Here is a 16,604-nt window from a genome sequence, read left to right as displayed (position 1 = left end):
TCGAAGCTCATTTTGGCAACAAAGGAAGGCAATAGTCGATCATAAACGCCGAGCCATCATGCCTTTCCTTCTGACAATATATTTCGAGACAGGGCTTGTCCGCTAACTGAAAGCTGCTGTCCAATAACCATTGCCCATACATAAAATCAACCGTTTCACCTATCTTTTGGACCACATCCTCCATTCGTTCACCCTCCTCTCGACATACTGCATAAAGCCCTCCCTCAACTTGCTGGATCCCGATTTCTCCGCTTGCTTCAGTGATTTCATTGGGGATGGAGAACGCTGCATCGTAACGGCACTTGTCCCTTGCGGTTATGTCGGGATTATCATAGGTAATCCCCATGCAAACCGTTTCCTCTGAAAACAAGTTCCTGGATGCAAGCCACTGCTCCACTTTGCGGAACGAAACAAAGATATCATTGTTGAAAACGCCTTTGTCGTAACCAGTGAAACAACGATGGTAGGCAACATGGAATGAAGGCAATGTTTTAATCTCTACTTTTCTATAGTAATCCATTTGGATTTTTCGGACTTTCTCCAAATTGCCAGCAACTTTGCCATTCTTGCGAAAATGATTTCGAAAGGAGTTGGCGGAGGTGCCGAAATGAGCCCGAAAAGCTCTCGCAAAAACGGATGGCGACGAAAACCCGCACTGCATGGCTATCTCGGTTATGCGACAGTCGGGTTGATGCAACAGCAAGTTTGCAGCTTTTTCAATTCGAACCCGTTGTATGAATTCGTTCGGGTTTTCCCTAACCAGGCTTTTGAAGATTCGATGGAAATGAAACGGTGAATAATGGGCAATTTCCGAGAGTTCGTGAAGCGGCAATTCGCGGTCCAAATGGTTATTGATGTAGTCCAACACCTGATTTACTTTTGAGACATAATCTTTTCTGCTCATCCGCACACCTCTTTGTTCTGTTTCACTCACAGGTTTAGTATACCGAATGCCCGTCATCCCAGGTAAATGTGTTTTGCTTACCTGGTCTAAAATCCATGTGAATAATGCATGGTCCGTCTGGATCCGATAAAGCAGAGAAAACTCCATCAAAGTGAAGAATACATCTTTCGTACACTGTTTTTGCAGGGAGGCTTCGTACTTACAGTAACATCTCTTCTTTCTTTACGAATCAACAATAATAGGCACTCCACATGTGTCGAGAACCTTACGATCTAAGCTCCAACCTGCTAATTTATCGCTGCCGCTTCGACATTCAGTTCAATTCTCTGCTTTACCCCTATTTGTGATACGGTTCTCCGTAGCATTTCAGAGGCGAAATTACGTTCCACGCCACTTATGCTTAAATAAAAAAGCCAGTCCCTAGAAAAGGAGACCCGCTACAAAAATGTGTGTATTTTGTCTAAACACTCATTGACTACTTCATCAGGAGCTTTCCCGACGATATCAATGCGCCTAGCTCGCCAATCAAGATTTTTGATCTGATCCGTTAAAATGACCCCGTTAAACACCAATCCGTCGGGGAGCAATACTTCATATCCCCAACCTCGAACCGTATGTGTAATTGGGCAAACAGAAACAAAGCCCGTCGTATCATTAAAAGCTTTTGGTGAAAGCACGATTCCAGATCTTCTACCGGCTTGTTCATGACCTGCCTGGGGATTAAAATTAATCCATACGAGGTCTCCGCGGTCTGCAAGCATCTAAAGCAATTCCTTCCCTTCAACACCGAATTCCAGTTCGTCGTGACGATTTTCAGGTTTACATTGGGCCAGCAATTCTTCCAACGTCGGCTTTTTCTTATTAGGTATTACGATGAGCGTATGATCGTCACTTACCACTAAATCCACTTCGGATCCTTGACTTATCGCAATTCTTTCTGCTATCTGGCTTGGAATACGAATGCCCAGACTATTTCCCCATTTCTGAACGGTGGTCGACATGGAGAATCCCTCCTTTTTTCGATAACTCTTTCTCATTTTATCACACCCCCAACAATTTGTATATACTAGTATATACATAGAGGTGTGATTTGATACCAAAGATATGAATAGGAGAGTATCTCATTGGAGACGGTTTACGGTTGAAGGCATCTAATTTATTGGGAATGGCTTCATTCAATTCGCACAGGGAAGCGAATAGCCGGGCGAACGTTATTAGATACACCAAAAGGTACTTGTTCATCTCCCGCAGCACGGGCAGCCGCCGTTCGATGAGCGACACCGCCTCCGCATCATGTCCGCCGAGGAGCCAATGGTCGACTGCTACCGCATACCCGTTTGCCTCCCAGCCAGCCTGCGGCTCTCTGAAGTGGCTTTCTATTCACTAAGTATCTTGCCCCAACGGTCAATTGAACTCTGCTATTATACGATGCAATATATTTTTGCTATCTTCGTCCTTGGGTCGGGGTTTCCTACCGATTTGTTTATAAACTTCCTTTCCCTCCAATAGTTGCCTTAGATTTAATACATGAGCCGATAATCCGTTCAACATATGTCTTTGTGGTAACAACGAATCGTCCCTCCATACCCACTCCGGTAAGTCATTCATAATAATGCTTCCATCATTGGTATGGGCATAATCGAAAACGAAAAGCATGGAAAGAAGTAAACCACTCCCCTCTTCTAAAATCATCACCCGAACGCATAGACAGCCTGATAGAGCATTTTCACTCCCGACACCACGTCTGGAGAGTACAAGCTCCCAACGTTAACCAGAAGCCCTCGCTCTCCCTCCTACCTAGCCAACTGTAATGTCAAAAACTATAATACATTCCAAATTCACGAAATCATAAATAAGCATCAAGAACTTTTGTCTTGATGCTTATTTATAAAACTATATCTTCAGCAACTGCTCAATCCATTTTTTTCTTACCGTTATAGCCTTTTTCCGCTTTACCATCACTTGTGATACGGTTCCCCCCGCTGAATCTTAAACGCCCGGTACACTTGCTCCAGCAGGAGCAGGCGGACGAGCTGATGAGGGAATGTAAGCGGGCCGAGGGTGAGCTTGGTATCGGCGCGTTGCAAGACTTCCGGTGCGAGGCCGAGGCTGCCGCCGATGACGAAGGTGAGGTGGCTTGTCCCGTAGGTGGTCAGCTGGGTGATGTGCGAGGCCCATTGTTCTGAGGTCCATGCCTTGCCATCTAACGTTAATGCAATCACATGACTGTCCGGGCGGATGGCAGCCAGAAGCCGTTCCCCTTCCTTGCGCTTGACCTGCTCCTCTTCGGCTCCGCTTAGGTTGTCCGGCGCTTTCTCGTCCGGCACCTCTGTGAGTTGCAGCTTGGCATAGGCGCCAAGGCGCTTCGTGTATTCGGCGATTCCCTTCTGCAAGTACGATTCCTTGAGCTTTCCTACTGCTGCGATCTGCACCGTTAGCATGCGGCCTGTCCCCTTCTCAACTGGTTTCCTATGCAAAAAACGCCTGATCGGCGTTCGTGCTGGCGAGTATTCGTGGCATTGCTATCCGCCGGTTAGTCGTCCTTATTGCCTCCCTCTCTTCCATATATGAGCGGTTGCCCGGCCCTCACACAACCAAATACTGCCCCGGCTTATCGCAGCGCTCGCACTGCTTGGGCGGGTCCCAGGCGGCAAAGTGGGTGTCCTCCAGATCGACGACATCCGGGGCCTCTTCGTATTCATCAAGAAATTGCTCTATGGCGAGCTCCAAGTGTTCACGGCAAACTACGTACATAGTAGATTCCAGCGCTCCTTCTTCTATAAGTCCTGTACTGCATATCATGCTTCAACTTCGTCTACGGCATAGCGTTTGCCGTTCGCACTGTATCATGCTATTCCTTATTCGCATACCGGCACGCGCCCGAATGCCTCTATCCCGGCAAGCTCCGCTCTCGAGCTTGCTGCGCCAACCCAAAGCTTAGGCCAACACAGGATTCCCCGCCACACCATACAAGCTATGATGGAATCGTCGTATAAGCGCAGCTTGCCATAGAGACAACCGCAGCAAATCGGCCTGCCCCACCCCGCTACTGTCCGGCATTATCAGCGAGCGTGATAGTCGCCGTCTGCTTCTTGCCGTTCCGGTAGTAGGTAACCTCCAGCGTATCGCCGATGGTCTTGTTGTCGTACAAATATTTGCGCAACTCGAGGAAATCGCGGACCGGCTGGTGGTCAAGCTGCACGATGACATCATCGGCCTGCAGGCCTGCATGCGAAGCCGGGGCCGACGCTTCGACGATGACTAATCCAGTATGGACATGATCCGGCAGATTTAATCGGGCTCGCTCTTCGCTCGGCAGCAGTCCTAAGTCCTGCGTACGCACACCCATGAGCGGGCGAAGCACCCGGCCTTCCTCTGCGAGCATCTGGACTATTGGGCGCACTTCGTTAATCGGGAGAGCAAAGCCGAGTCCCTCGACACCGGATTGTGCTACCTTCATGCTGTTGATGCCGATCACCCGGCCCTGCAGATCGATGAGCGCACCGCCGCTGTTGCCCCAGTTGATGGCGGCATCCGTCTGAATGACATCGACCAGCGATTCGGTCGAGCCATTCGCAGCCGGCATCCGGATCGTGAGCTGCGGCGAGCTGATAATGCCGGCTGTCACCGACAGCGCATAGTTCAGGCCGAGCGGATTGCCAATCGCAATCGCCGCCTGCCCGGCCTTCAGCTTCGAGGAATCACCGAACTCGGCTGCTTGTTTGATGCCGGAGGCGTCTACTTCCACGACTGCCAGGTCAGACAACACGTCGCCGCCTAGAATGTCGGCCTTCTTCCGCTCGCCGCTCGGCAGCACAACTTCGACAACCGTACCCTCGTCGATCACGTGCATGTTCGTCACAATGCGCGCCCGGCCATCCCGGATCTCATAGATGACGCCGGAGCCCATCCCTAGCTCCATAACGGAATCCGCATCTCCAATCCCGCTCAGAATCGTAACGATGGACGGGTTGACCTTCTCGACGGCTTCGACGATCAGCTCGTGCAGCATGCTCATCCCGCCCTCGGGCATGGCCTGCGTTGGTGCCGGCTGGTCTGCCTGCTGTTGGGTCGCAGCTTGCCAAGGCTTCACTACCGCCAAGGCAATGCCTGCCCCGACTAGCACGAATGCAGCGCAAACGATGGACATCAGAGCCGCAGCCGATACGAAAGGCAAGCTGCCCAGCCACTCCGGCCAACGCCGCTTGAAGCTGCCGCCGCCCAGCAGCTCCCGTCGGGCGCGCCTGGATAAGCGGGGGGAATAAAAATCATCTCGGAACCAACGCATAGCCATCTCCCGCCCTTTCTATTTCGAAATCCGTTGGAATATTTCTATCTCCATCCGACTACACTAGGATTAAGAGATTCAAAGGATCATTACCCTCTTTTCCATTGTAACCCAATCTGGAGCTGGCATGAACAGCAAAATGTATGAATCCATCGCCTGACCGTTCTGCCGAATGCCCCTAGGTTTCAATCAAGCCCATTTGGGTAATACCATTATACGTGCCCTATCAGAAGGAGGAATTTCCATGCAGAGAGAACGCATGCACGCCGCTTTGGATGAAATTAACGTAATCGGCAAGCTCGCCGACCTGAAGCACGATCATTACCAGCATACGCTGGTGTTGTCCGCCATCATAGAGCTGCTAGTAGAAAAACAGATCCTCACCCCCGAGGAAATTCACCAGAAAGTGAACGAACTCGATCGCGAGGCTACCCCAGGGCATCCCATTGCGTAGGGCGGTCGTAATACGTATCCATCAGCTCCATCCGATTCGGCTTGGGCGTAATGCCTCGCTCCTGTAATACATTATTCACCGTCAGCCTGGCCAAATCCATCAAATTATGATCGCGGCTCAAGTGTGCCAGATAGACGCGGCGTGTCCGGTCGCTCGCCAGTTCACAGAGCGCTTCCCCAGCCGCCTCGTTGCTTAGATGGCCGGTATCGCTCAGAATGCGCCGTTTGATATTCCATGGATAGCGGCCAACCCTTAGCATGTCTACATCATGATTGGACTCCAGAATCAGCACATCGGAATCGGAGATCGCTTCTTTCACTTTGGGACTTACATAACCCAGATCCGTAGCCAGGCTCAGTTTGCATCCTTCATAATGAAACACATAGCCGACCGGCTCGGCCGCATCATGCGAGATCGCATAGGATTCAACCTGCAGCATGCCGAAGTCCAGCCGGTCTCCCGTTTCGAACGACCGCACCTTGTCTTCCTCAATTTCGCCAATCTGATCGCGCATCGCTTCCCAGGTGCGGTCATTCGCATAAATCGGCAAGTTGTACTTGCGCGACATGACGCCGAGACCCCTAATATGGTCGGCATGCTCGTGGGTGACCAGAATACCGTCGAGCTTAGCCGCATCTACGCCTCTTGCTTCCATCAGGGCTGCCAGCTTCTTCGCGCTTAGCCCGGCATCGACCAACAACGACGCTTCCTTGTTGCGGACAACCATGGCATTGCCGGAAGACCCGCTTGCTAAAATACTGAATTGTAAGCTCATCAATGTCCTGCTCCTTCTGCTTCTTCACCTGATCGTGGTGGAACAATAATAGTCTAGTGAGGCACTGTGCGAATGGTTGGGATGCCCGCGAAAGGGACGAGCTTTGCAGCTTTCTCCTATTCGTATCGCAGGGCCCGCCATTGAAGCCGGTTCGCTTCTCCAGATTCAATCCACACTCCTGCATTCGCCTTCGTTCCACCTGTATGGATATCTACGGAATCTCTACTTCCCCGTTGATGGCATGAATGTAATAGATACTCCCATTGTCCAGCGCTACACGCCACTTCGGGGCCATATATTGAATATCCGAATTATAGCTCTGTCCGTGATAGCCGAGCCGAACATCGGTAATGACACTGCCGCGCTGCAAATAGTTTTCCGCCAGAAATTCTACAGCCCTGTACGCAGGCAAGATCTTCTGTTCCTTCTCGGTAATCGTCGATTCAATTTCGACATAGCTTTGCGAATAGGACTCGATCTGGCCGCCGCCGTCGTAGAGGGACAAGTTCACCTCGAACAACGGAATCCCCTCGTGAACCTGATCGAGCACCAGCACACCTGGACGGCTCATGATCGGATCGGGGATATATTCCTGGACATGGTCAATATAATTGGACAGGGTCGACTGCCAATCGGTGCGCCCGAACAAGTCCAGTCCGCGAATCGGCGGGCTGATCATCGTGCGCCCCATCGGATCGGCCTGTATCAGGAAGCGCACCGTAATCTCGTTCGCGCGAGGGGTCTCCTTCGGGATGCTCGTATCGAGCTGAATGCCGCGGGAGGCAAGCAGCTGCTCCGTCTCTGTCACGACACTGGCGGTTTCGTCCACTTCCCCGAAGATATCGAGCTGCTGTGCCCACAGCTGATACCCGAGCAGCAGATTGAGAATGAGAAAGGCCAGGATCAATATCGTTTTTGCTCGTCCCCATTCCATCCTTCTCGCCTCCTCATGTCAGAAAGTCGACCTCGCCGTCGAATAGCTCCACAACCCATACCGGCACCAGACGAACGGTATCTTCCTTAATGTGAGCCTGGTAAGCGGGGAAGACCCGCTCCACCGCCGAATTGTACTCATAGCGCTCCAGCATCTGCTCCAGCGATTCGCCGCCGGCGAGCAGGTATTCCTCCCGCTCCGGACTCGCCTCATAATCAAGCGTAATCAGCGAGCGTTCATAATTGGAGACAACGCCTTGCTGCAGCACGATGCGCATATAGCCAAAAGGCGTGCCCGGCAGAGAAAAGATCGGGTAGGAGTCGTAGTACTGGCGGTACTGGATGACCTGCGTCCATTCTTGGTTGAACATATCCGTCGTATAGCTGCCGTTCCAGCCTCCGTGCTGGTTAATGAACTGCATCGCGGTCAGGAAACTCTCTTCCGGAACTGCGCGCCCCGGCGCCGGAGCGACAGGATCGGAATAGTTCATCCATTGGTTCATGCGATCGATTTGCAGTCCCCGCTTCCCATCTGTAAAAATCTCTGTGCCATCCCGCTCCAGCAAGTTTCGGCTAATGCTCGGATCAATAAACAGGCTGTTCTGCATCTGCTGCGGCGTAAGAGTGGAGTAAGGAAGCTCTATAATCGGGATGTGCAGCGGCTGCTCCGGCACATAATACTTGCCATACAGCAGGCTGAAGTTGTTTAGCTCGTTCAAGTAGCTGCCCAGCTCCACATACCTCGCCAGCTCATGCGCGCTCATGTCGACGCGGGCAGCCTCATAAGCGTTAAAGCCCCGATCCGCGAAAAAGTATGCCTTCACTTCCCCTTCCCGCTCCGTTGCGGTCAGCCAGATGCGGTCTATATGATCATTCGCATGATCGACCTCTCCTTCGATCCGAAAGAGTGATCGGAGCACGGAGAACGGCAGTCCGTCGTGGAACGTAATCTCCAGACCCTTGCGCTCATTCCGCATGGCGTTCCAGTCATTCATATACCGTGCAATCGGGCGTACCCCTTGGAAGCTCCGCTCTGTCAGCATCTCGTAAATTTCCTCGTAGAAATAATGCTTGGGGTACAGCAGCGTATGGCGCTCCTCGCCGAAGTGCAGGATCATCTCACTGGGAAACACCACATCCTCCACGCCCATTTCAGCACCGGCCAGCTCTGCGCGAATATATTCTGTGTCCCGGATCGGAATGAAGTTGGGCTGATTGTACGCAAGCATATAACTTTGCATCAGGCTGCCTGCCACCAATACAATAAGCAGCGCCGACTTCAGCTTCTCTTTCATCCCTCTCACTCTCCTTCAACCTCGAGCGGCAGTGTGAAAGACACGCGCGTGCCCTTGTTCACTTCAGACTCAATATAGATGAATCCGTTATGCGCCTTGACTATTTCCCGGGCAATGGACAAACCAAGCCCCGTTCCGCCCATATTACGCGAGCGCGCTTTGTCTACTCGATAGAATCGCTCAAAGATATGCTGCAAATCCTTCTTCGGAATGCCGACCCCGGTGTCCTGCACGGCAACTTCCACTTGCCCGCCTTCCACTTGGGTCGCTTCCAATGTAATCGTCCCGTCTTCCGGCGTATACTTGATCGCATTAGAGACGAGATTATCGAGCACCTGGTCGATCTGATCGGGGTCCAGCGGCACAGGCGGAAGCGGTTTTGGCGCATATACCTGGATCGAGATGCGCCGCTGCTGCAGCTGGAAGGAGAAGCGGTCGGCCACTTCCTCCAGCATCGCGGCGATATCTGTAGGCTCTCTTGTGACCACCGTCTGCTTGGAATCGAATCGGGACAGGTGCAGCAGGTCCGTTACAAGGCGGATCATCCGCTCCGTCTCGTTGCTCGCCACGCCTACGAATCGATGCGCCAGCTCCTTCTCGTCAATAGCGCCGTCCTGCAGCGCTTCCAAATAGCTCTTGATTGTGGTAAGCGGCGTCCGCAGCTCGTGGGACACGTTCGCGACGAACTCCCTCCGGGAGCGCTCCATCTTCTCCTGCTCGGTGACATCCTGGAGAACGATGATTGTCCCCGAAATGCGCCGTTCCCGCCGATAGATCGGCGTGAAGGTAACGCGCACTACGCTGTCCTCTTCTTCTTCCGTTGCTCCAAGCTCAATCATCACCGTGTGCTGGGCGCCCAGCACATGCCGGTCGATTTCCGGCTTGGCCATGCCGAGCACAGATGAGATTTCGCTTCCGACCGCTTCCTCGGACAGGCGAAGCATCTGGCGCGCCCGTTTGTTCATGACGATAATCTTGCCCATATCATCCGTGGCGATGACGCCATCGCTCATATTCGCCAGTATCGAGGCCAGCTTATCCTTCTCTTCCTCGTTAGCCGACAACGCTTCCTTCAATCGGTTGACCATGTAATTGAAGGCTTGTCCGAGCTGTCCGATCTCGTCATTGCCATTGACGCGCACCTGCTGATTGAAGCTGCCCTCGGCCATCGCCTTCGCGGTTCGGGTAATTTCCTTGATCGGATTCGTAATGGTGTTCGATAACAGAATGCCAAGCAGCGCCGTCAATCCCAGTGCGATCAACGTGCCGGCTATAAAAATCTGATTGATGCTGTTGATCGTTCCGTACATTTCCTCCATGGAGGCAGTCACATAGACAGCGCCAATAATGCGGTTGCCTGCTTTCACCGAATAGGCGAGCGCCAGCTTGCGCACCCCGTTCTCTATGACCCTCTCCTCGTAGCTGAATCCTTGAAGCGCCTGCGCTATCTCGGGCTGCGTCTTCTTCTGCCCTACCAGCATCGGGTTGGAGGATACCAGAATGACGCCGCTGGTATCGAGCACCTGCACCTCGGCCCCGCTGATCTTGTTGAAATTGCTGACTACATCATGCAAGTCGTCATAGCTTGTCCGTTCCTCGCCCTGCTCCCGCTCTGTCTGTCCGGACATATATTGACCGACATATTGCGTCAGCAAATCCACCCGATTGTTCAGCGATTGGGTGAAGTTGCTCGTGAACGAGCTCTCGACCGTATTGACGAAGTAGACGCCAATCAACTGCATCGCGATCAGGATCAGCAGAACGTAAATGATGATCAGCTTCAGCTGAATCGAACCGAACAGTCGCAGCGGCTTCATGCAGGCCCACCGGTTTTCGGATTGCGCATCAGATAGCCCAGACCGCGCCGCGTTATAATGTATTCCGGCTTGCTCGGGTCATCCTCAATCTTCTCCCGCAGCCTCCGGATCGTCACATCAACCGTGCGCACATCGCCCAGGTATTCGTAGCCCCAGACAGCCTGCAGCAGATGCTCGCGCGTCATCACCTTGCCGCTGTTGCGGACAAGATACTGCACCAGCTCAAATTCCCGATGGGTCAGATCCAGCGCTTCGCCGTCCTTGTAGACGACGTACATGTCCTGATCAATCAGCAGATTCGCCAAGCGAATGCCGTTCCTCGCCTGCGCCTGCTGCTCCGGCTCTGTCTCAAGCTTCGCCACCCTGCGCAGGTGAGCCTTAACCCTGGCCAACAGCTCGCGCGTGCTGAACGGCTTCGTCACATAATCGTCCGCGCCCATCTCCAGACCCAGTACCTTGTCCAGCTCCGTGTCCTTCGCCGTCAACATAATGATCGGCATATGAAGCTTGCCGGCCCGCAGTTCGCGGCAGACGTCCATGCCATCCTTCAACGGCAGCATCAAGTCGAGCAGAATCAGATCCGGCTTCTCCGAAAAAGCCAAATCAATCGCTTCCTGCCCGTCGAATGCGCAGACTACCTCATAGCCTTCCTTCTCCAGGTTAAACTTCAGAATATCGGCTATCGGCTGCTCATCGTCCACGACCAATATTTTCGCCATACGCAACGCACCACCTATCATCCGATCCAATGTGTACGCCCCCTGTTTTCTATCCTATTATTTTAGCATAAAAAGAATAGAAAAGAGACAGCTGTCAAAGGTTGACACTGTCTCTTGCTATCTCATGACTTAAGGCAAATATTTGACCGGATTTTGGGCGGTGCCGTTCTTCAGTACTTCAAAATGCAGGTGAACGCCGGTAGAGTTGCCGGTGCTGCCCATAATGCCGATTTCCTCGCCCTTCTCCACTACAGAGCCTTCCGATACAGAAATCGACTTCAAATGAGCGTAGAGCGTCTGATATCCGTTATTATGATCGATAATGACCGTATTCCCGTAGCCGCTCTTCTCTCCCGCATGAATCACTTTCCCGTTGTCGGATGCCTTGATCGTCTTGTTCTTCGATGTCAGGTCGATGCCCTTGTGCAAGCTGCCCCAGCGCATGCCGTAGCTGCTGGAAATCTTCGCTCCGCTGACTGGCCATGCGAACGAGCCGGTGCCCTCGCCTGGAATGACCTTCGTGCCTCTTCGCACAATGGCCGGCGTCGCTTCCTCGATAATTTCCTTGTTGATCAATTCCTGTTCTTGCTCAATGCCGTTGATCTTCGTCAGCTTGAAGGTAAGCAGCTGCTTGCCGTTAACCCCCTGCTGCTCGACAACCGTCTTGCCCATCTTCAGTTCGTCATCCTGCTTGTAAATGGTTTCATACTGGATATCGTGCAACTCTTCCACCAGTTCCTCCGTCTTCACGGACAAGTGAGGCTGCAGAATCGTCACATCCAGCTCGTCGCCGATATAAATATTGTCATTTTCGATGTGCGGGTTCTTGGCCCGAATTTCTTCCTCCGAAATATCCAGCTTGCTGGCAATGCAGGAAATGCAGTCTCCTTCCTTCACCACGTAGACGGTAGGAGCTACATCACCTGTGATAAGCTTGTCCACCAATTCCTGCGGATCGGCCACTTGGCCCGGATCGAAACTCTCAACGACATCAACATCTACTTCTTCCACGAATTCAATAGATTCGTATTCGCTGTCCCTCTTCTTCACAGCTTCCGCCGCTTCCGCTTCAGACAAAATACGTACGTTCCGGACTGCCTCGTCCGGGTCGGCTGCTGTGAAGTGAAGCTTGATCTGATTCAGGATCGCGTCCGCCGTCTCCTGATCCTTGACAATGCCCACGGTCTCACCGTTAATCTTAAGCGCAACACCGACCGACTTCGGCTCCAGCAATTCCGCTAAGTTCTGAATGGCTCCGTCATCATCTGTTTTGGGCTTGAAGGAGGTCTCCTTCTCAAAGTTGATATCCTCATCATTCAGTACCATATGTACTTGGGGATATTGTTCTTCCAATTGCTTGTACCGCTGTTCGACATAAGACTCTATGATTTGCGGGTCCGATACCGTTCCCGCTTGATGTTCGTTCACATAGACATGCCAAACGTCAATCGTATTGCGTTCGACATAGGCGTTACCCGCTACCGAGGCGACTGTTACCAGGCCGATTGTGCCTACACAGGCTGCAATCCGAACCTTGTAAGTTACCGTCCAGGTTGCGGCTGACTTGACCGCGTTGGCAAGTCGTTGCCCCAAGTTCCCCCAGAACTCTTTCATATTCGTCTCCTTTGGTCTAGTATATTGGATTGATTTTCTCCCTTATATACTCTACCACATGACAGAATCCCCGGGCAATCCCCATCTTGTGAACGGATTGTGAGGCTTCTTGTCGCCATAAAGACGAATATTGCATGAGAGCCGTTAATATTTGTTCACGATTTCGAGCAATTGCTCCATTTCCGAAGCATCCAAATAGCTTTCCAGAATAGACAGCAGCTCGATCATCTCCGATTCCGTCAGCCCATTTTCCATAATTGTCGATATCATTTGCAGTTCCTCTTTGGGCAGCTTGGTCATAATCAGCGAAAAGATCGTCCACTTGTCGTCATCTGTCAGCATTTCCCGCTTTGCGCTGAATTCTTCCATGCTGATGAACAACTGGTCCTGGGCTTGCTCCTCCTCCCCAATGCTCCTGCCCCAAACAGCCACTGCATCGGGCATAGGAGGCTCCTCGCCGTTCTGGTCTCCGGACCCGGTCTCTGCCCCTCCTTGTACCGGCTTCTCCTCCTCTTCTTCTTCAAATGCCATCGGATCATTCACTTCGAGAATGCGATCCACCTCCTCGCGCAATCCGGAATTGCCGGCGGAGCCTGTCTCACCAGGCAGCTGCCTCACAGCCTGTGCCAAAAAGTCCGTAAATTTCACATCGAGTTGATCGCCCGGCAGCTGGAAGGATTCCAGCACCCGTTCTACATACATCTGCATGACGGTCCATGTCGACAGCATGGATACGGTGCTTGCCAGCAGTACTGTCAACAGCAATCGGCTGATCCAGCCCAACATGCGCATTGCTTGTGCCCCCTGCCCTCTTAGTCCTCGCCGAATCAAATACGGCCATCTTGTACCAGTATTGCCGCATTTGTTCCGCTTTCAATCACGCAACGGCGAAAAAAAAAACCGCCTTCTCGTTCGTATAAGAACGAAAAGACGGTTCGCGGATTAGGGATTAGGCGTATAACGGACGAACGATATTCGTCTGCTCGCGGTTGCGTCCGACAGAGAAGATCGCAATCGGTATGCCGGTCAATTGGGACACCCGCTCCAAGTAATGGCGCGCATTGTCGGGCAGCTCGTCCAAACTGCGTACCTTGGTCAGGTCTTCCTTCCAGCCTGGCATCTCTTCATATACCGGCTCACACTGCGCCAGCGTCTTCAGGCTGGCCGGGTAATGCTCGATCACTTCATCGCCAATCTTGTAAGCCGTGCAGATCTTGACCGTTTCAAGACCGGTCAGCACGTCAAGCGAATTCAGCGACAAGCCGGTGATGCCGCTCACCCGGCGGGAATGGCGAACAACGACGCTGTCGAACCAGCCTACGCGGCGCGGACGTCCTGTAACGGTTCCGTATTCGTGGCCCTTCTCGCGAATTTCATCGCCAATCTCGTTATGCAGCTCGGTCGGGAACGGGCCGTCGCCTACGCGCGTTGTGTATGCCTTGGCCACGCCGATGACTTGATGGATCTTCGTAGGCCCTACGCCTGCGCCGATGCAGACGCCGCCCGCGATCGGGTTGGAGGAAGTGACGTATGGATACGTGCCCTGGTCGATATCCAGCATAGCGCCCTGCGCTCCCTCGAACAGCACCCGCTTGCCCTGGTCGATGGCGTCGTTCAAGACGACAGACGTGTCTGTGACATATTTCCGGAGCTGTTCCGCGTAACCCAGATACTCCTGAATAATCGCTTCCGCATCCAGTCCTTCGCGATGATAAACCTGCTTGATCAGGTTGTTCTTGTCTGCGATAAGCGCTGAAGCCTTCTCGCGGAAGTGGTCGGCGTCGAGCAGGTCGGCAATGCGAATGCCGTTGCGCGCAGCCTTGTCCATATAACAAGGACCGATCCCCTTCTTCGTCGTACCGATCTTGTTGTCGCCCTTGCGCTCCTCTTCCAGCTCATCCAGCAGCAGGTGGTACGGCATGATCACATGCGCGCGATCGCTGACCTTCAGATTGGTCGTCGTGAAGCCATTGTCATGAATGTATTGGATTTCATCCAGCAGCGCCTTCGGATTGATAACGGTGCCGTTGCCGATGACGCATGTTTTGTCTGCATAAAAAATCCCGGACGGGATCAATGTCAGCTTATATTTATGTTCGTTAATCAAAATCGTATGTCCGGCGTTGTTGCCTCCCTGGTAACGGGCTACAACCTCGGCTGATTCTGCTAAATAATCGGTAATCTTGCCCTTTCCTTCATCGCCCCATTGGGTACCGATGACGACAACGGTTGACATGGATAAATCCCCTCGCTCAGGGAGCCTTCGCGCTCCTGGAATGTCCGCCCGGTTGCAGGCAGCAATTTTAGTGTAGCAGTCGCTCACTTGAAAGTCAATAAAAACGAACGATCAAATGCCTGTACATTCAATCGTTCGGAATTTACACTATTATTCTCATCATTATCCTGCCGCTTCCGCCATATTGGCGTGAGAACGGTCCAGACTGACGAATTTATTGTAATTTTTGAGGAACACCAGCTCCACCGTGCCAACTGGTCCGTTCCGCTGCTTGGAGATGATGATTTCGATGATGTTTTTCTTCTCGGACTCCTGATCGTAATAATCATCGCGATAGAGGAAAGCGACAATATCCGCATCCTGCTCGATCGAACCGGATTCCCGCAGGTCGCTCATCATCGGGCGCTTGTCCTGCCGCTGCTCAACGCCCCGGCTGAGCTGGGACAAGGCTATGACAGGCACCTCCAGCTCCCTGGCGATCTGCTTCAAGGTTCTCGAGATTTCCGAAACCTCCTGCTGCCGGTTGTCCCCTTTGCCCCGTCCCTGGATCAGCTGCAGGTAGTCAATCAGAATCATGCCGAGACCCTTTTCCTTCTTCAGCCTTCTGCACTTCGCCCGAATGTCGGCCACGGTAATCGACGGCGAATCGTCAATATAGATGCTCGCCTCGGACAAGGTGCCGATCGCCATCGTCAGCTTCTCCCAGTCGTCGCCCTCCAGATATCCGGTTCGCATGCGTCCCGCATCCACATTGGACTCTGCGCACACCATCCGCTGCACCAGCTGCGCCGCCGACATCTCCAGACTGAAGATAGCGACCGTTTCCTTCGCGCGGACCCCGACATTTTGCGCAATGTTCAAGGCAAAGGCGGTCTTGCCGACCGAGGGACGCGCCGCGACGATGATCAAATCGCTGCGCTGGAAGCCGGAGGTCATCTTATCCAGATCCGGGAAGCCGGAAGGGATGCCCGTTGTGCCGCCCTTGTTCTGGTTAAGGAATTCCACACGCTCGAACACTTCCATGACCACATCGCGAATGGCGATAAACCCGCTGCTCTTCTTGCGGTTGGCGATTTCCATGATGCGCATCTCTGCATCGCTGAGCAGCGATGTCACATCTTCCTCGCTGGCATAACCGCTGCTGGCAATTTGCGTGGCCGCCCGAATAAGTCTGCGCAACAGAGACTTCTCCTCGATCAATCTTGCATAATAGTCCACATTGGCTGCAGTAGGCACGGCATTCGCCAGCTCGGTCAAGTAGGTGATGCCGCCGATTTCCTCCAGCAGCTGCTTGTCCTTCAATCTGGCCGTCAACGTGACCAGATCGACCGGCTCCTGCTCTTCAGCAAGCTCCAGCATCGCCTCGTAGATCGATTGATGCGAAGCCCGGTAGAAGTCCTCCGGCTGCAGCCGCTCCATCGCGGTCACCAACGCCTCGCCATCGAGCAGGATCGCCCCCAGCACGGCCTGCTCGGCTTCTACGTTCTGCGGGGGCGTGCGATCAAACAACATGCTTTCATTCATCTGGACGTCTCCTTTAATCTGGACAACTTGCCTGCGATTTAGTCA

The 16,604-nt window shown here is 52.9% G+C and carries 16 protein-coding genes; 1 reads left to right on the top strand and 15 read right to left on the bottom strand.

The features are described 5' to 3' along the window. Positions 1-7: 7 nt before the first annotated feature. The 6 genes from XYCOK13_RS16265 to XYCOK13_RS16240 form a co-directional block, all read right to left on the bottom strand. Positions 8-904 (bottom strand): AraC family transcriptional regulator, encoded by an 897-nt coding sequence (locus tag XYCOK13_RS16265; RefSeq protein WP_213413292.1) that lies wholly within the window; start codon positions 902-904, stop codon positions 8-10. A gap of 437 nt (positions 905-1,341) precedes the next feature. Continuing rightward, positions 1,342-1,665, bottom strand: coding sequence for a type II toxin-antitoxin system PemK/MazF family toxin (locus XYCOK13_RS16260; protein WP_213413291.1), 324 nt, complete (start codon positions 1,663-1,665; stop codon positions 1,342-1,344). Next, on the bottom strand, positions 1,666-1,905 hold the full coding sequence (locus XYCOK13_RS16255) for an AbrB/MazE/SpoVT family DNA-binding domain-containing protein (protein ID WP_244865208.1): 240 nt from the start codon (positions 1,903-1,905) through the stop codon (positions 1,666-1,668). 957 nt (positions 1,906-2,862) lie between these two features. Continuing rightward, positions 2,863-3,345: a 23S rRNA (pseudouridine(1915)-N(3))-methyltransferase RlmH gene (gene rlmH, locus XYCOK13_RS16250; RefSeq protein WP_213413289.1), complete on the bottom strand. Its 483-nt coding sequence runs from the start codon at positions 3,343-3,345 to the stop codon at positions 2,863-2,865. A 145-nt stretch (positions 3,346-3,490) separates the two neighbouring features. Beyond that, positions 3,491-3,658 carry a CxxH/CxxC protein gene (locus XYCOK13_RS16245; protein ID WP_213413288.1) on the bottom strand — a complete coding sequence of 56 codons (168 nt, stop codon included), beginning with the start codon at positions 3,656-3,658 and terminating at the stop codon, positions 3,491-3,493. Positions 3,659-3,950: 292 nt separating this feature from the next. Then, positions 3,951-5,192, bottom strand: coding sequence for a S1C family serine protease (locus XYCOK13_RS16240; RefSeq protein WP_213413287.1), 1,242 nt, complete (start codon positions 5,190-5,192; stop codon positions 3,951-3,953). 244 nt (positions 5,193-5,436) lie between these two features. On the opposite strand from XYCOK13_RS16240, the gene XYCOK13_RS16235 reads away from it, so the two are divergent. Beyond that, positions 5,437-5,646, top strand: a complete 210-nt coding sequence (locus XYCOK13_RS16235; RefSeq protein WP_213413286.1) for a hypothetical protein — start codon at positions 5,437-5,439, stop codon at positions 5,644-5,646. Here XYCOK13_RS16235 and XYCOK13_RS16230 read toward each other — a convergent pair. From XYCOK13_RS16230 to dnaB, 9 genes are all read right to left on the bottom strand, one after another. Next, positions 5,621-6,421 carry an MBL fold metallo-hydrolase gene (locus XYCOK13_RS16230; protein ID WP_213413285.1) on the bottom strand — a complete coding sequence of 267 codons (801 nt, stop codon included), beginning with the start codon at positions 6,419-6,421 and terminating at the stop codon, positions 5,621-5,623. The two genes, XYCOK13_RS16235 and XYCOK13_RS16230, sit on opposite strands and share 26 nt — an antisense overlap. A 211-nt stretch (positions 6,422-6,632) precedes the next feature. Next, positions 6,633-7,355, bottom strand: a complete 723-nt coding sequence (gene yycI / locus XYCOK13_RS16225; protein ID WP_213413284.1) for a two-component system regulatory protein YycI — start codon at positions 7,353-7,355, stop codon at positions 6,633-6,635. 13 nt (positions 7,356-7,368) lie between these two features. Next, positions 7,369-8,649: a YycH family regulatory protein gene (locus XYCOK13_RS16220; RefSeq protein ID WP_213413283.1), complete on the bottom strand. Its 1,281-nt coding sequence runs from the start codon at positions 8,647-8,649 to the stop codon at positions 7,369-7,371. Between the two features lie 5 nt (positions 8,650-8,654). Further along, positions 8,655-10,466 (bottom strand): cell wall metabolism sensor histidine kinase WalK, encoded by a 1,812-nt coding sequence (gene walK / locus XYCOK13_RS16215; protein ID WP_213413282.1) that lies wholly within the window; start codon positions 10,464-10,466, stop codon positions 8,655-8,657. Continuing rightward, a complete protein-coding gene (gene yycF, locus XYCOK13_RS16210) occupies positions 10,463-11,185 on the bottom strand; it encodes a response regulator YycF (protein WP_213413281.1) in 723 nt (240 codons plus the stop codon). Before yycF ends, walK begins: the two co-directional genes overlap by 4 nt. Positions 11,186-11,314: 129 nt before the next feature. Next, positions 11,315-12,799 carry a M23 family metallopeptidase gene (locus XYCOK13_RS16205; RefSeq protein ID WP_213413280.1) on the bottom strand — a complete coding sequence of 495 codons (1,485 nt, stop codon included), beginning with the start codon at positions 12,797-12,799 and terminating at the stop codon, positions 11,315-11,317. A 144-nt stretch (positions 12,800-12,943) separates the two neighbouring features. Beyond that, the gene (locus XYCOK13_RS16200; RefSeq protein ID WP_213413279.1) at positions 12,944-13,591 is read right to left on the bottom strand and encodes a hypothetical protein; all 648 of its coding nucleotides are present in this window, start codon (positions 13,589-13,591) and stop codon (positions 12,944-12,946) included. A 157-nt stretch (positions 13,592-13,748) separates the two neighbouring features. Continuing rightward, a complete protein-coding gene (locus XYCOK13_RS16195; RefSeq protein WP_213413278.1) occupies positions 13,749-15,035 on the bottom strand; it encodes an adenylosuccinate synthase in 1,287 nt (428 codons plus the stop codon). A gap of 162 nt (positions 15,036-15,197) precedes the next feature. Next, a complete protein-coding gene (gene dnaB, locus XYCOK13_RS16190; protein ID WP_213413277.1) occupies positions 15,198-16,559 on the bottom strand; it encodes a replicative DNA helicase in 1,362 nt (453 codons plus the stop codon). Positions 16,560-16,604: the final 45 nt, after the last annotated feature.

This window comes from Xylanibacillus composti, assembly GCF_018403685.1.
In the GTDB taxonomy this organism is placed as follows: domain Bacteria; phylum Bacillota; class Bacilli; order Paenibacillales; family K13; genus Xylanibacillus; species Xylanibacillus composti.
Note: the sequence above shows the minus strand (reverse complement) of the source record. Positions and strands in the feature narration are given on the sequence as shown.

Excerpts from the sequence above, each read along its gene's own strand:
- yycI (WP_213413284.1), bottom strand. The coding sequence starts at position 7,355 with ATGGAATGGGGACGAGCAAAAACGATATTGATCCTGGCCTTTCTCATT.
- XYCOK13_RS16265 (WP_213413292.1), bottom strand. The coding sequence starts at position 904 with ATGAGCAGAAAAGATTATGTCTCAAAAGTAAATCAGGTGTTGGACTAC.
- XYCOK13_RS16240 (WP_213413287.1), bottom strand. The coding sequence starts at position 5,192 with ATGCGTTGGTTCCGAGATGATTTTTATTCCCCCCGCTTATCCAGGCGC.
- dnaB (WP_213413277.1), bottom strand. The coding sequence starts at position 16,559 with ATGAATGAAAGCATGTTGTTTGATCGCACGCCCCCGCAGAACGTAGAA.
- XYCOK13_RS16245 (WP_213413288.1), bottom strand. The coding sequence starts at position 3,658 with ATGTACGTAGTTTGCCGTGAACACTTGGAGCTCGCCATAGAGCAATTT.
- walK (WP_213413282.1), bottom strand. The coding sequence starts at position 10,466 with ATGAAGCCGCTGCGACTGTTCGGTTCGATTCAGCTGAAGCTGATCATC.
- yycF (WP_213413281.1), bottom strand. The coding sequence starts at position 11,185 with ATGGCGAAAATATTGGTCGTGGACGATGAGCAGCCGATAGCCGATATT.
- XYCOK13_RS16220 (WP_213413283.1), bottom strand. The coding sequence starts at position 8,649 with ATGAAAGAGAAGCTGAAGTCGGCGCTGCTTATTGTATTGGTGGCAGGC.
- XYCOK13_RS16205 (WP_213413280.1), bottom strand. The coding sequence starts at position 12,799 with ATGAAAGAGTTCTGGGGGAACTTGGGGCAACGACTTGCCAACGCGGTC.
- XYCOK13_RS16195 (WP_213413278.1), bottom strand. The coding sequence starts at position 15,035 with ATGTCAACCGTTGTCGTCATCGGTACCCAATGGGGCGATGAAGGAAAG.
- XYCOK13_RS16230 (WP_213413285.1), bottom strand. The coding sequence starts at position 6,421 with ATGAGCTTACAATTCAGTATTTTAGCAAGCGGGTCTTCCGGCAATGCC.
- XYCOK13_RS16200 (WP_213413279.1), bottom strand. The coding sequence starts at position 13,591 with ATGCGCATGTTGGGCTGGATCAGCCGATTGCTGTTGACAGTACTGCTG.
- XYCOK13_RS16235 (WP_213413286.1), top strand. The coding sequence starts at position 5,437 with ATGCAGAGAGAACGCATGCACGCCGCTTTGGATGAAATTAACGTAATC.
- rlmH (WP_213413289.1), bottom strand. The coding sequence starts at position 3,345 with ATGCTAACGGTGCAGATCGCAGCAGTAGGAAAGCTCAAGGAATCGTAC.
- XYCOK13_RS16255 (WP_244865208.1), bottom strand. The coding sequence starts at position 1,905 with ATGTCGACCACCGTTCAGAAATGGGGAAATAGTCTGGGCATTCGTATT.
- XYCOK13_RS16260 (WP_213413291.1), bottom strand. The coding sequence starts at position 1,665 with ATGCTTGCAGACCGCGGAGACCTCGTATGGATTAATTTTAATCCCCAG.